The sequence below is a fragment of the bacterium genome, assembly GCA_023228325.1.
Classification (GTDB): domain Bacteria; phylum Auribacterota; class UBA6266; order UBA6266; family UBA6266; genus UBA6266.
In genome coordinates this window covers 824,733-837,327 of sequence record JALOBK010000001.1, presented here as the reverse complement: position 1 = coordinate 837,327, position 12,595 = coordinate 824,733, and the positions used below count along the sequence as shown (strand labels likewise).

The window sequence follows — 12,595 nt, the reverse complement described above, 5'->3', positions numbered from 1 at the left end:
AATTCTTTGTTTTACGAAGTAAAACAATAGGGGGGAGAAACTCATAAAAAAGAGCATAAAAAGCTTTTTTTAAACCACAGATTACACAGATGTACACAGATAAATACTATCAATACAAAAAATTTAATTTAAATATTTATTATTTTTGTTTTTTACTTTTTCCTCAATTTCTCAAAGAACTCTTCCAGTATTTCCGCGCAGGCGCGGTTTTCCTGAAACTCTATTTCAAGCGAAGCTTCTATTTCGGGAAACTTCCCCGTTTTAATAAGCTGAACGAGCCCCCCGCACCTTTTCTCCGGGCACCCGTAAACGACTTTTTTTATTCTGGATAAAAAAATAGCTCCCGCGCACATCGTGCAGGGTTCTTTTGTTGCATACATTGTGCAGTCCGCCAGCCGCCAGCCGCCTATCGCGTTTGAGGCCTGTGTAATGGCTATCATTTCAGCGTGAGCGGTTGCGTCCTTTAATGTCTCGGACTGGTTATGCGCTCTTGCAATCAGGCTCCCGTACCTGTTTATTATCACGGCGCCTACAGGGACCTCCCCCTTGTCGAAAGCTTTCACAGCTTCCTTGAGGGCTTCAGCCATGTAATCCGGTTTTATTAATGTCATAGGCAAAGGATTATACAAAAAATAAAGGCTAAAATGTAGAAGAGTTTTAAAGATTTTTATTTAGCTTTAAGGAATTCGATTTGGAAGGAGACAGAATTTTGTGTGCCGCTTATTTTTTCTTTCAGGGAAAAAGCGCATAAAAAAACCGCGGCAATAAAAGTTAAAAGGAAAATCATATATAAAATTTTTATCCGCATAATTTACCTGTAAATATTATATAAAATAACCCGTGAAATCCAAATAAAAACTGTTTTTATCAGGAAGAACGAAAAACATGGCTATGCTTCTTTAAGGAGAGTTGGTTTCCCATCCTGCTCCAGACCGGTCGTATGAAGACAGATAGAACAAGAGATTATTCTGGGGATTTGATACATAAATCCCTGGTTAAACCTGTCATGACGGGCAGAATCATAGCCATTAATATCAAAGGCTTCCGCGTATAAGCCATAAAATAGAAAAATAAAAGTGAAAAAGATCCCAGTTATAATTTTCATAGTATCCGGATTTCTCATAAAAACGTTTCGACAGTTATCCTTTAATATAATGATGGAATCCTGTTTGTCAAGTCAGCTTCAGTCCTTGCACGTTATGTAACCGGTTACATAAATATACGACTCAACACCGTTTCTGTCAAGCCGTCCGGTTTAAAAAACATTAAAATATCAGGCGTTAAAGGCAAATCAATACTGGCTTGATTTTTTTATTGCGGTTATGTTACCCTTAATCGCTTTTGTGGGAAAAAGCGCATTAAGTTTAACAGTTGAGCACTATTTTGGTAGAACTAAAAAATCTTAATGATTTCTAAGTTTTTGCTTTTTTATCTGTGTGTATCTGAGTAATCTGTGGTTTAAAAAGGTTTTTATGTTCTTTATTATAGGTTTCTTTCCCCTGCTGATTTGCTTTGCAAATCAAAACGCTGGGGATTCGCTCAACTTGGCAACTTACGTTCACTGATGTTCCATAAGTTACAGTTTCGCGGAGCGCCCGTAGCCCGCCACAAAGCATTGGCGGGTGAAAAAAGGGTGTAATATTAACGGTTTTATAAAATTTTAGGTTTTCGGGTAGCGAATGTTTTGGGTTGCGCCCGTAGCTCAATTGGATAGAGTGTCTGGCTACGGACCAGAAGGTTAGGGGTTCAAATCCTCTCGGGCGCGCCACAATTATGATATAATCGAAAATGTTATTTCTTTGAAATTGAAATTTGCCGTGCTAGACGGGGAGGTAGCGGTGCCCTGTAACCTGCAACCCGCTTTAGCAGGGTTTAATTCCTGGTGGAGGGTTTCGGCGGATACTTTTGAAACAGTTTCTCGAACTGTGAAAGTCGGGTCCCGCGGAAGGCATATTTGTGAACCCCGTCAGGTCCGGAAGGAAGCAGCGGTAAGCAAAAATTTGCTTATGTCGCGGGTTTGCCTGGCCGGAGCGAGAGAGCTGCGAAAGAAGCTTCGTCAGATCTCAAAGCCGGGTGCACGGCTTAGAAAAATATTTTAAGGGGAAAAATGGACTATTTAGTTTTTGCGAGGAAATGGAGACCGCAGAAGTTCGATGAGATTGCCGGTCAGGAACATATAGTCAAGACGCTGAAAAATGCCATCAAATATGACAGGATAGCGCATGCTTATCTCCTTTCGGGGCCCCGGGGCATCGGAAAAACGAGCACGGCAAGGATATTCGCGAAAGTCTTGAATTGCAGCCAACCCAAAGATGCCGAACCGTGCGGCAAGTGCCCGAGCTGTCTGGAAATAACATCCGGCAGCAGCATGGATGTCATTGAAATCGACGGAGCTTCGAATAACAAGGTAGACGACATAAGGAATATTCGCGAAACCGTTCAGTATATGCCTGCGCGGGGAAAATACAAAGTATATATCATTGATGAAGTCCATATGGTTACAAAAGAAGGGTTCAATGCGCTTCTTAAAACCCTTGAAGAACCGCCTCCCCATGTTAAATTTTTCTTTGCCACAACAGAGCCGCTTAAAGTTCCTTTGACCATACGTTCGCGCTGCCAGCGCCTTGATTTCAGGAAAATACCCGTAAACATTATCGCCGATAAATTAAACAGGATAACGCAAAACGATAAGATAAAGGCGGAAAAAAACGCTTTGTCTATGATTGCCAGGTTTGCTGACGGAAGCATGAGAGATGCGGAATCTATTCTGGATCAGATAGTCTCCTTCACTAACTCTGATATTAAAGAACAGGATGTTGTATCCATGCTTGGGGTTGTGGAGAAGGATCTGATCGATAAAGTCGCAAACGCGATTGTTGAGGGCGCATCTCCCGAGATATTGAAACTGGTTGAAAAGGTTTTTGATGAGGGGAAAGACCCCGGAACATTTCTGGGCGGGCTTATAGAATATTTCCGTACGGTGCTTATGATAAAGGCATCTGCTTTGAATATGGATGAACTGGGCGTTGGTAAGGAAGAAGCCGCCGCCTTCCGCGCTGTATCCGAAAAACTGAGCATGGACACCTTGAATGACATTATAATGTTGCTGATCGATACCGAAGCGGGAATAAGCAGTTCTCTTTCCGTAAAGACATTTTTGGAAGTCAGGATGCTGGAACTGGTAAAAACAAGACAGAGAATACCCATTGATGAACTTGTGCAAAAACTTGAAGACCTCAGAAAAAAAATCAATGTTTCTGATGCCGGAACTCCCGTCCATTCAAAAAAAAAGCAAATCCCCGATGAAAAACCGGAATTCTTAAAAGAACCTTCAACCGAATATCCCGTAAACGCGTCAAATACATCAGGGGACGAGAATCTTAAACAGGTTAAAAATATATGGCATGAAGCGATTGCCGGAATAAGCCGCATGAAACCTATTTTAAAGGCGTATCTTGTGGAAGGAAAGCCTTTAATGTTTGACGGAGAAAACCTTGTAATCGGGTTTGACGAAGATTTCCAGAAGATACATCTGGACGCGCTCAAAACCCCTGAAAACATTAAAATTATCGAGCGGCAGTTCGGTATGAGATTGGGATCGGCCCTCTCCGTGACATTTGATTTTAACGGCAAAGTTGATATTGCCCCGGCGGAAAAACCGCTTGAAGAGGGCAAAGGGATGTTACAGGAAGTCAAAAAAGATCCTCATGTCAATCAGATTCTTGACCTTTTTAATGCTCAGATAACGGATGTCAAGCTCGGAAGGGAGAGATAAATGGCTAATTTCGGAAAACTGATGAAGCAGGCAAAAAAACTTCAGGAAGATATGCTTGAAGCGCAAAGAAAATTATCAGAGCTTGCCGTTGAAGGCAGCGCCGGCGGCGGCGCCGTTAAAGTGGCTTGTAACGGCGAACTCAGAATACAGGATGTTAAAATATCCCCGGAAGTTTTAAAAGATAACGACGTGGATATGCTGCAGGACCTTGTGCTTGCCGCGCTGCGTGACGCCCAGGACAAAGCAGGGAAAGCGTCAGAGGAAGTTATGGGAAAATTTTCCGGCCCTGCGGGCGGTCTTCCCGGTTTGATGTAAAGACCTGTTTAAAGGAATCTGGTAAAATTATGCCCGGTTATCCCAAATCTATCGAAAAATTGATATCAGAGCTGCAAAAGCTTCCCGGAATCGGCAAAAGAAGCGCCGAGAGGATAGCGCTCGATATGCTCAGAAGAGGGAAAGAAGAATCCTTTGCTCTTGCCGGTTCAATAAACGACGTTTTTTCTTCCGTCAGGGAATGCATGCTGTGCCACTCTTTTTCCGACGGCGATATTTGTGATATATGTTCTTCCGAAACCAGGGACAGGAACATGCTGTGTATCGTCGAAGAGCCGAAAGAAGTATATTCGATTGAAGCGACTTCGGATTACAACGGGCTTTATCATGTCCTTAAAGGAAGGATTTCTCCTCTTGACGGGATAGGCCCCGAACACCTTACGGTAACACAGCTTCTGGGAAGAATTAAGAAGGGAAAATTCAGAGAAGTTATTCTTGCGACTAATTCGGATGTTGACGGGGAAGCCACTTCCGTTTATCTTGCCGAAGAAATCAAGCCGTTCAAAGTTAAAGTAACAAGGATAGCGTTCGGCTTGCCCGTAGGCGGACTGCTTGATTATGTGGATAAGGTAACGATATCAAAAGCTCTTGAAGGAAGGCGGGAAATATAACCGGTTCCGGAAAATATATTTAAAAAATTCAGTTAAATAAGGGGCTTGACTAAATAATCGGCTCGTGATAACGTTACGGGATATTTTTCTATCATTCAAATATAATCCGGCAATATAAAATACAATTGTGAGGAGATTTAATATGGGCAATCTTACTGAAATAAGGTGGCACGGGCGGGGAGGACAGGGCGCCAAGACGGCAGCATTGCTTTTTGGCGAAGCTGCTATGAGTCTTGGTCAGCATATCCAGGCATTCCCGGAATACGGTCCCGAAAGAATGGGAGCTCCTGTCCAGTCGTTTAACAGGATAAGCCAGGAACCCATTACCCTGCATTGCGGCGTGACCAATCCCGATATAGTTGTCGTTCTTGACCCGACACTGATCGCTACCGTCGATGTTTTTCAGGGTCTGGATAAAGGGGACACGATAATAATCAACACCGAAAAGACACCTGAAAAAATTGCGGAAGAACTGAAAATTAAGGACAAGGGCATCAAGGTTTACACGGTGGACGCTTCGGGCATTTCCAAAAAGGAAATAGGGCGGGATATCCCCAACACCCCGATGCTGGGAGCCCTTGTGAAAGTTTACGGCAAACTTAACATAGAACATGTTCTTGAGGATATGAAGAAAAAGCTCGAAAAGAAATTCAGGAACAAGCCTGAAGTAGTTGATGGGAACCTTAAAGCTATCAAAAGGGCTTATGAGGAGGTAAAAAGCTGATGGAAAAGAGAAAATTGGGATGGAAAGAACTTCCGGATGCTGATTCGATAGAAGCAGGCACATCTGCTGAGTTCAAAACCGGCGACTGGCGGAGCCAAAGGCCGGTTTTCCACAAGGAAAATTGTATCCAATGCCTTACCTGCTGGGTTGTCTGTCCCGATGCGGCGATAATAGTGGAAGACGGTAAAGTTACGGGTTATGACTACGATCACTGTAAAGGCTGCGGGATATGCGCGAATGAATGCCCCGTAAACAAGGGAAAAGGCAAAGACGATGTTTCCAAGCGCCCTATAATTATGGAAGATGAAAAAAAATTTCAGAAATAGAATTTTGTAAAAAGGAGCAAAAACATGGCTGATAAAAAGTTAACAGTCGCCAAGACGGGAAACGAGGCAATGGCTGAGGCAATGCGCCAGATTAATCCTGACGTAGTAGCAGCATATCCCATAACTCCCGCGACTGAAATCGCCCAGATATTCGCCGGATTTGTCGCCGACGGGCTGGTTGATACCGAGTTTGTAACTGTGGAAAGCGAACATTCTGCGATGAGCGCTACAATAGGAGCCGCCGCCGCGGGAGGCAGGTGTATGACCGCTACTTCAAGCCAGGGACTTATGCTTATGGCCGAGATGCTTCCTATCGCGAGCTCGCTCAGGCTTCCCATAGTGATGCCTGAAGTAAACAGGACAATTTCGGCTCCCATAAACATCCATTGCGACCATTCGGATACGATGTTTGTCAGGGATTCAGGTTGGATGCAGATTTATTGCGAGGATGCGCAGGAAGCGTATGACAGTATATTGATGGGCATTAAAATAGCGGAAAAAATCAGACTGCCCATGATGGTTTCTACCGACGGTTTTATTATTTCCCATTGCATGGCGAATATAGATCTTATACCCGATGAAGAGGTTAAAAAGTATATAGGCAAATACGACCCGAAAACATGGCTTTTGAATCCGGAGAAAAAGATAACGATCGGGTGTCTTGACCTGCAGGATTATTATTTCGAGCATAAGATGGTTGCCATTGACGCTATGCGCAGGGCAAAGGGCGTTATTAAAGAGTGCTGCGAAGAATTCGGGACTAAGTTCGGCAGGAAATACAGTTTCTTTGACACTTACAAAATTGATGATGCCGATGTCGCCATTCTTGCAATGGGTTCATTAACGGGAACGGCAAAAGTCGCGGTTGATAACATGAGAAAGGCCGGCAAAAAAGTAGGGCTTATAAAAATGCGTGTTTTCAGGCCTTTCCCCGCCGATGAGTTGGCGCAGGTCGTTTCCGGTCTTAAAGCTCTGGCTATAATGGACAGGTCCGACGCTATGAGCGGGCTTGAAGGGCCTCTTGCCGTTGAGACAAAAGCGGCTCTTTATAATAATGACAGGAAACCCAAAATACATTCTTATGTTTATGGTTTAGGAGGCAGAGACGTACAGATTAGCGAACTTGAATCGATATATAATGATATAGATGATTTAGCCCGGGCAAAAAAGCAATTTGATGAAAATGTCACCTATCTTGGTGTTAGGGAATAGGAGAAGAAAATGGCTACTTTAAAGGAATTGGCGAAAAAACCTAAATTTTTTACGAACGGACACCGCGGTTGCGCGGGATGCGGGGCCGCTATAGTGGCAAGACAGGTAATGATGGCTACGGACGGGAATGCAGTGGTCGTGAATGCGACGGGATGTCTTGAAGTGTTTTCCACCATATTTCCCTACACCTCGTGGAACGTCCCTTTTTTACACAGCGCGTTTGAAAATGCGGCAGCGACCGTAAGCGGCGTCGAAGCCTGTTATCAATCATTGAAAAAACAGAAAAAATACGATAAAGATCTGAAATTTATCGCTTTCGGCGGTGACGGCGGAACATATGATATAGGGCTCCAATCGCTTTCCGGGGCAATGGAAAGAGGCCATGATATCCTTTATGTTTGTTATGATAACGGGGCTTATATGAACACGGGCATACAAAGGTCGAGCGCTACTCCGAAAGGCGCGAATACGACAACAGCGCCCGCGGGTAAAGTCGAACAGGGTAAATCACAGAAAAGAAAAGACCTTACCGCGGTGCTTGTCGCGCATCATGTGCCGTATGTCGCGCAGACAGTCGTCGGCGAATGGGCGGATCTTACAAAGAAAGTGGAAAAAGCTCTTTCCATAACAGGGCCGAAATTCATTAATGTATTTCAACCCTGCCGTCTCGGCTGGGGATACGATCCCAGTAAAACGATTGAAATAGGTCGCCTCGCGAAAGAAACATGTTTCTGGCCTTTATATGAAGTTGAAAACGGTAAGTATACACTGACGTACGATCCAAAAGACCGGAAAAAACCCGTATCTGAATTTTTAAAGTTACAGGCTCGGTTCAGGCATCTCTTCAAAAAAGGGAATGAACATTTGCTTGAAGAGATTCAGAAAGATACGGACCAGGCATGGCAGGGTGTTTTAAAGATGTGCAAATGCACTAATGAATAAATTAACAGGTTCTTTTCACTAAATGGAGATAACAATGCGTTTTTCAATAAAAGTCAGCCAAAAAGAAGGTTCGGGTTTTGAAGTTCATTGTCCCGAACTCGGTGTTTCGGCCCGTGGCAGCAATTTTGAAGAAGCTGTTGATAAGATAAAAAACATGATATCGTTTCTTCTTTTTGACTCGCCCGCAGGCGAAATCAATTTTGAGGAAATCGCGGATATACTGGAAGACATTTCGGAATCAACCCAGGAACAAACTTTCTTTCTTCCTAAAAATAACCGCTTGCACTGATTTATCCTATTCTACTATCTCGACAGTTTCCTGCGTGACTGTAGAAGTCGAGTAACGGTCGGTCTGGTAAATATAGCCTCTGTTCGGGTTTACTCTAACCCTTCTTGAAGGATAAATCACCACTGTTTCGCCGGGGCGCTCTATTATTGTTGTGCGCGAAGAGCGTGTTACGGGGGCATACTCTGTTGTAACTATCTCTTCGGATTCATAAAAAGGTCCGCCCGAACGATAGGTCCTGCGGATAATTCTTTCTTCCGGCATGCAGTCCGTGAAGGCCAGCACAAACAGAATAAAACAGGATAACACAGCTATGACTTTCATGATTAACCTCCGTTTAATAAAAAAGATTGGTTATAAAGGATGTCAGCAGTTCAAATTTGCCGCTGATAAACAGGATTCCCGTAAGCAGTATAAGCACGCCTGATGCTACCTGGATTTTGCCAAGGTATTTTTTCAGGAAAGAGCTGAATTGAAGAAAACTCTGCAGCCCGACCGATACGATCATAAAAGGCAGCCCTATTCCCAGCGAGAAAATCAGCATTAACAAGACAGCCTGGGAAATACTTTTAGTCTGGCTTGCGAATGTTATAACCGCCGCGGCAAGCGGCCCGAGACACGGTGTCCATCCCGCCGCGAAAACAAGGCCTAAAGCAAAAGAGCCGAGAAAACCGAAAGGTTTTTTCCTGATATGGATTTTTTTTTCGAAATTAAGAAAAGGTATGTTTACCAGCCTGCTCATATGGATACCGAGCACGATAAGCAGCAGGCCGCCTATGATTTCAATAATTCTTTTAGCGCCGAAAAATGCTGTCCCTATTATTGAAGCTGAGGCGCCCAGGCTGATGAATACCAGGGAAAATCCGAGTATGAAAAGCAGGGAACTGAAGATCATGGTCAGAAGATTTTTCAACCTGTTGCCCGAAGATGACAACTGGTCAATCGAAGTTCCTGTCATAAAAGATATATAGGACGGGATAAGAGGGAAAATGCAGGGCGAAAGAAAAGACAGGAACCCGTAAAAAAATGCCAGAAAGTATGTAACATTTATTTCCTGTTCCATATGAATTAAAAGTTCTTTCTTGCCCCGAGCAGGTTGATAAATTCCATCCTTGTTTTGCTGTTCGACCGGAAAGCGCCGAGCATCGCGCTTGTAGTGCAGTACGCGTTTTGTTTTTCCACCCCTCTCATTGCCATGCAGAGATGAAAGGCTTCTATGACTACGGCCACTCCGAGCGGTTTTATTACATCCTGAAGGGTTTGCGCGATTTGGGTGGTCAGTCTTTCCTGCACCTGAAGCCTGCGGCTGTAAATTTCAACGAGCCTTGGTATTTTAGACAATCCTATGACCTTTTTATCCGGCAGGTACGCGACATGGCATTTGCCGTAGAACGGCAGCAGGTGGTGTTCACACATGCTGAACATTTCTATATCCTTCAGAATGACCATTTCATCATATTTTTCCTCATACACGGATTCTGACAGGAGTTTATTCGGGTCTTCCCTATACCCTTTTGTCAGGAATAGAAGAGACTCTTTTACCCTTAAAGGAGTTTTGGCCAGGCCCTCTCTTTTCGGGTCTTCGCCGAGTTCTTTTAAAAGTTGTTCTATGAGTTTTTCCATAATATTTTTTGAGATTTGCAAAAAATAGTTTAATTTGGTAAAAGACATTATACAATAATCAGGTAAAATACATAAGTAAAATATGGATAAAGACAGATTAGCGGAATTATTGGAAAGTATCGGAACGCTTTTAGAGCTTAAAGGTGAAAATCCTTTTAAGGTCAGAGCCTATCATAACGCCGCAAGAGCGATAGGACAGTACCATGGTCCGCTGGAAAAAGCCGTGAAAGAAGGAAGTCTTTCCGGCATACCGGGCATAGGCAAAGGCTTGTCTGAAAGGATAGAAGAATTTTCAGAGACCGGACATATCAAATACTATGATGAGCTTAAGGGCTCGATTCCAGCGGGAATGACGGAGATGCTTTCCATAGAAGGGCTTGGGCCAAAAAAAATCCGGGCGATTTATGAAAAGCTCGGGATAAAAACCGTGCGGGGCCTGGAAGAAGCATGCAGGAAAAACAAAATAGCGTCTTTAGACGGGTTTGGCGGCAAAACGCAGGAAAACATCCTCAAGGGAATTCAGTACCTCAGCTCGAACCGGAATAAATTCCTGGTATCCGACGCGTTGCGGGAAGCGGTCAGGATACAGGGCCTTCTGAAGAAAAAGGGAAAGGGCAATATTAAGAGAATAGAAATAGCGGGGAGCTTAAGGAGAAAAAAAGAATTGATAGGCGATATAGATATTGTCGCCGGCGCGTCTGATTCCGAAAAGGTTATGAACATTTTCGCGTCTTTGGAAGGCGTGAAGGATGTTATAGCCGGGGGCGGCACAAAGACCAGCGTTAAACTGGACATGGGGATAAATGCCGATATAAGGGTTGTGTCGGATAAGGAATTCCCGTACGCTCTGCATCATTTTACCGGAAGCAAGGAGCATAACACGGCAATGAGGTCTCTGGCCAAAGCAAAAAACATGAAAATGAACGAATACGGCCTGTTCAGGAAAGGTAAAAATATCCCGTGCAAAAATGAGAAAGATATATTTACCGCCCTGGGTTTATCTTTTATTCCGCCCGAACTAAGAGAAGACAGGGGTGAAATAGAAGCGGCTTCAAACGGGAAAATACCCCGCCTTGTCGAAGAAAAAGACATAAAAGGCCTTCTTCATGTCCATACTTCTTATTCGGACGGGTCGACTGCGCTTGAGGATATGGCGGCCGAAACAAAAAAGAGAGGCTATTCATATATCGGAATATGCGATCACTCAAAAAGCGCTTATTATGCCGGCGGATTGAACGAGGATAAACTCAGGAAACAATGGGAAGAGATAGACTCGTTGAACGCGAAAACCAAAAACCTCAGGATATTCAAAGGCATTGAAGTCGATATTTTCCCCGACGGCAGCATAGATTACGATAAAGCCGTGCTTGAAAAATTCGATTTTGTGATTGCTTCCATTCACACAAAATTTAAGATGACAAAGGAAGATATGACTGAAAGAATAATAAAAGCGGTTAAAAACCCATATACAACAATGATCGGACATCTGACGGGGAGGCTTTTGCTGACGCGGGAAGGGTACGAAGTTGATGTTGAAAAAATAATAGAAGCATGTTCTTCGGAAGGGAAATCCATAGAACTTAATTCTCATCCCCAGAGACTTGACCTGGACTGGAGATTCTGTAAACTGGCGAAGGAATGCGGCGTACCCGTATCAATCAATCCCGATGCCCATAATGCCGGCGGCCTGGATGATATAATTTACGGCGTGGGAGCCGCGAGAAAAGGCTGGCTTGAGAAAAAAGATGTTTTGAATACTATGTCGGCCGATGAAATTAAGAAATTTTTCGATAATATTAAAAAGCGGTAATTAAAACAGGATACAGATACGGCACAGGAAGGATATGATTAGAAAATATAAGAAAATCCTAAGCGCTGAATCCGAAATACTGAACACCTGCCTGCGGCAGGCAGGGATTTACACACTTGCCCGCCTTAGGCGGGGATAGTAAAAAGAACAAAGAGAGAGTAAAAATTATATAATAAAAATTTAAAAGTTTTATCTGTGATTATCTGAGCTATCTGTGGTTAAAAAGTTTCAAGAGTTTTTTCGTATTTTAATCATAATTTTTTCAGCGTAAATCAGCGTTTAATAGATTTGTTCGAAATGGGGAAATTCATGGAACTGAAGGACAGAGCCAAGAAAATATACGGTTTGCTTTTAAAAGAATATCCGGACGCTAAAACAGCGCTTAACTTCTCTACCCCGCTTCAGCTGCTGGTTGCCACCATATTATCCGCCCAGTGCACGGATGAGAGGGTTAATATCGTTACCCCGCGCTTGTTTAAGAAATATCGAACCGCCGCGGCATTCGCAAATGCGGCGCGGCATGAACTCGAACAGGAAATTAAAAGCACGGGTTTTTTCAGGAACAAAGCAAAAAATATTATTGCCTGCTGCAAAGGTATTGTGGAGAAACACGGGGGAAAGGTTCCGTCTGCAATGGAAGAGCTGACCGGGCTGCCGGGTATCGGACGGAAAACGGCAAATGTCATACTCGGAAATGTTTTCGGGATTCCGGGCATAGTTGTAGACACTCATGTCATAAGGCTGTCCGGCAGGATCGGCCTGACAAAGGAAAAAGACCCGGTAAAGATAGAATTTGATTTAATGAAAATCCTGGATAAAACTAAGTGGACTATGTTTTCCCACCTGCTTATTTTTCACGGCAGGAGGGTGTGCAGGGCCCGCAGGCCTGTTTGTTATAAATGCAGTATCGCTAAAATATGTTCTTATCCCGAAAAAACAGAAAAACCCTGACG

14 protein-coding genes, 1 tRNA gene and 1 other RNA gene are annotated in these 12,595 nt (G+C 43.7%); 12 read left to right on the top strand and 4 right to left on the bottom strand.

The window, feature by feature from the left end; genetic code table 11:
• Positions 1 to 152: 152 nt before the first annotated feature.
• Positions 153 to 611, bottom strand: a complete 459-nt coding sequence (locus M0R36_03900; GenBank protein ID MCK9554946.1) for a nucleoside deaminase — start codon at positions 609 to 611, stop codon at positions 153 to 155.
• A gap of 1,080 nt (positions 612 to 1,691) precedes the next feature.
• Here M0R36_03900 and M0R36_03895 point away from each other — a divergent pair.
• From M0R36_03895 to M0R36_03850, 10 genes are all read left to right on the top strand, one after another.
• A tRNA-Arg gene (locus M0R36_03895) sits at positions 1,692 to 1,768 on the top strand.
• 47 nt (positions 1,769 to 1,815) lie between these two features.
• An RNA gene (gene ffs, locus M0R36_03890) (signal recognition particle sRNA large type) lies at positions 1,816 to 2,081 on the top strand.
• 26 nt (positions 2,082 to 2,107) lie between these two features.
• Positions 2,108 to 3,775: a DNA polymerase III subunit gamma/tau gene (gene dnaX / locus M0R36_03885; protein ID MCK9554945.1), complete on the top strand. Its 1,668-nt coding sequence runs from the start codon at positions 2,108 to 2,110 to the stop codon at positions 3,773 to 3,775.
• Complete coding sequence (locus tag M0R36_03880; GenBank protein ID MCK9554944.1) at positions 3,776 to 4,090, top strand: YbaB/EbfC family nucleoid-associated protein; 315 nt, start codon at positions 3,776 to 3,778, stop codon at positions 4,088 to 4,090.
• Positions 4,091 to 4,119: 29 nt separating this feature from the next.
• Positions 4,120 to 4,719, top strand: a complete 600-nt coding sequence (gene recR / locus M0R36_03875) for a recombination mediator RecR (GenBank protein MCK9554943.1) — start codon at positions 4,120 to 4,122, stop codon at positions 4,717 to 4,719.
• Between the two features lie 142 nt (positions 4,720 to 4,861).
• Positions 4,862 to 5,443: a 2-oxoacid:acceptor oxidoreductase family protein gene (locus tag M0R36_03870; GenBank protein MCK9554942.1), complete on the top strand. Its 582-nt coding sequence runs from the start codon at positions 4,862 to 4,864 to the stop codon at positions 5,441 to 5,443.
• Entirely contained in the window at positions 5,443 to 5,769 is a 327-nt protein-coding gene (locus M0R36_03865; protein MCK9554941.1) for a 4Fe-4S binding protein, read from the top strand. The genes M0R36_03870 and M0R36_03865 overlap by 1 nt, the downstream gene beginning before the upstream one ends.
• A 24-nt stretch (positions 5,770 to 5,793) precedes the next feature.
• On the top strand, positions 5,794 to 6,981 hold the full coding sequence (gene porA, locus M0R36_03860; GenBank protein MCK9554940.1) for a pyruvate ferredoxin oxidoreductase: 1,188 nt from the start codon (positions 5,794 to 5,796) through the stop codon (positions 6,979 to 6,981).
• 9 nt (positions 6,982 to 6,990) lie between these two features.
• Positions 6,991 to 7,923, top strand: coding sequence for a thiamine pyrophosphate-dependent enzyme (locus M0R36_03855; GenBank protein MCK9554939.1), 933 nt, complete (start codon positions 6,991 to 6,993; stop codon positions 7,921 to 7,923).
• A 34-nt stretch (positions 7,924 to 7,957) separates the two neighbouring features.
• The gene (locus M0R36_03850; protein MCK9554938.1) at positions 7,958 to 8,212 is read left to right on the top strand and encodes a hypothetical protein; all 255 of its coding nucleotides are present in this window, start codon (positions 7,958 to 7,960) and stop codon (positions 8,210 to 8,212) included.
• 6 nt (positions 8,213 to 8,218) lie between these two features.
• Here M0R36_03850 and M0R36_03845 read toward each other — a convergent pair whose 3' ends face one another.
• From M0R36_03845 to folE, 3 genes are read right to left on the bottom strand one after another with little or no spacing between them, the layout of a single operon-like run.
• Positions 8,219 to 8,533, bottom strand: coding sequence for a hypothetical protein (locus M0R36_03845; protein ID MCK9554937.1), 315 nt, complete (start codon positions 8,531 to 8,533; stop codon positions 8,219 to 8,221).
• A gap of 13 nt (positions 8,534 to 8,546) precedes the next feature.
• The gene (locus tag M0R36_03840; GenBank protein ID MCK9554936.1) at positions 8,547 to 9,272 is read right to left on the bottom strand and encodes a cytochrome c biogenesis protein CcdA; all 726 of its coding nucleotides are present in this window, start codon (positions 9,270 to 9,272) and stop codon (positions 8,547 to 8,549) included.
• Between the two features lie 5 nt (positions 9,273 to 9,277).
• A complete protein-coding gene (folE, locus tag M0R36_03835; GenBank protein MCK9554935.1) occupies positions 9,278 to 9,832 on the bottom strand; it encodes a GTP cyclohydrolase I FolE in 555 nt (184 codons plus the stop codon).
• Positions 9,833 to 9,914: 82 nt separating this feature from the next.
• On the opposite strand from folE, the gene polX reads away from it, so the two are divergent.
• Positions 9,915 to 11,642: a DNA polymerase/3'-5' exonuclease PolX gene (gene polX / locus M0R36_03830; GenBank protein MCK9554934.1), complete on the top strand. Its 1,728-nt coding sequence runs from the start codon at positions 9,915 to 9,917 to the stop codon at positions 11,640 to 11,642.
• Between the two features lie 309 nt (positions 11,643 to 11,951).
• On the top strand, positions 11,952 to 12,593 hold the full coding sequence (gene nth / locus M0R36_03825) for an endonuclease III (protein ID MCK9554933.1): 642 nt from the start codon (positions 11,952 to 11,954) through the stop codon (positions 12,591 to 12,593).
• Positions 12,594 to 12,595 lie beyond the last annotated feature (2 nt).

Coding starts and splice junctions, on each gene's coding strand:
- M0R36_03880 (MCK9554944.1), top strand. CDS start 3,776: ATGGCTAATTTCGGAAAACTGATGAAGCAGGCAAAAAAACTTCAGGAA.
- dnaX (MCK9554945.1), top strand. CDS start 2,108: ATGGACTATTTAGTTTTTGCGAGGAAATGGAGACCGCAGAAGTTCGAT.
- M0R36_03900 (MCK9554946.1), bottom strand. CDS start 611: ATGACATTAATAAAACCGGATTACATGGCTGAAGCCCTCAAGGAAGCT.
- M0R36_03840 (MCK9554936.1), bottom strand. CDS start 9,272: ATGGAACAGGAAATAAATGTTACATACTTTCTGGCATTTTTTTACGGG.
- M0R36_03855 (MCK9554939.1), top strand. CDS start 6,991: ATGGCTACTTTAAAGGAATTGGCGAAAAAACCTAAATTTTTTACGAAC.
- nth (MCK9554933.1), top strand. CDS start 11,952: ATGGAACTGAAGGACAGAGCCAAGAAAATATACGGTTTGCTTTTAAAA.
- M0R36_03850 (MCK9554938.1), top strand. CDS start 7,958: ATGCGTTTTTCAATAAAAGTCAGCCAAAAAGAAGGTTCGGGTTTTGAA.
- porA (MCK9554940.1), top strand. CDS start 5,794: ATGGCTGATAAAAAGTTAACAGTCGCCAAGACGGGAAACGAGGCAATG.
- polX (MCK9554934.1), top strand. CDS start 9,915: ATGGATAAAGACAGATTAGCGGAATTATTGGAAAGTATCGGAACGCTT.
- M0R36_03870 (MCK9554942.1), top strand. CDS start 4,862: ATGGGCAATCTTACTGAAATAAGGTGGCACGGGCGGGGAGGACAGGGC.
- folE (MCK9554935.1), bottom strand. CDS start 9,832: ATGGAAAAACTCATAGAACAACTTTTAAAAGAACTCGGCGAAGACCCG.
- recR (MCK9554943.1), top strand. CDS start 4,120: ATGCCCGGTTATCCCAAATCTATCGAAAAATTGATATCAGAGCTGCAA.
- M0R36_03845 (MCK9554937.1), bottom strand. CDS start 8,533: ATGAAAGTCATAGCTGTGTTATCCTGTTTTATTCTGTTTGTGCTGGCC.
- M0R36_03865 (MCK9554941.1), top strand. CDS start 5,443: ATGGAAAAGAGAAAATTGGGATGGAAAGAACTTCCGGATGCTGATTCG.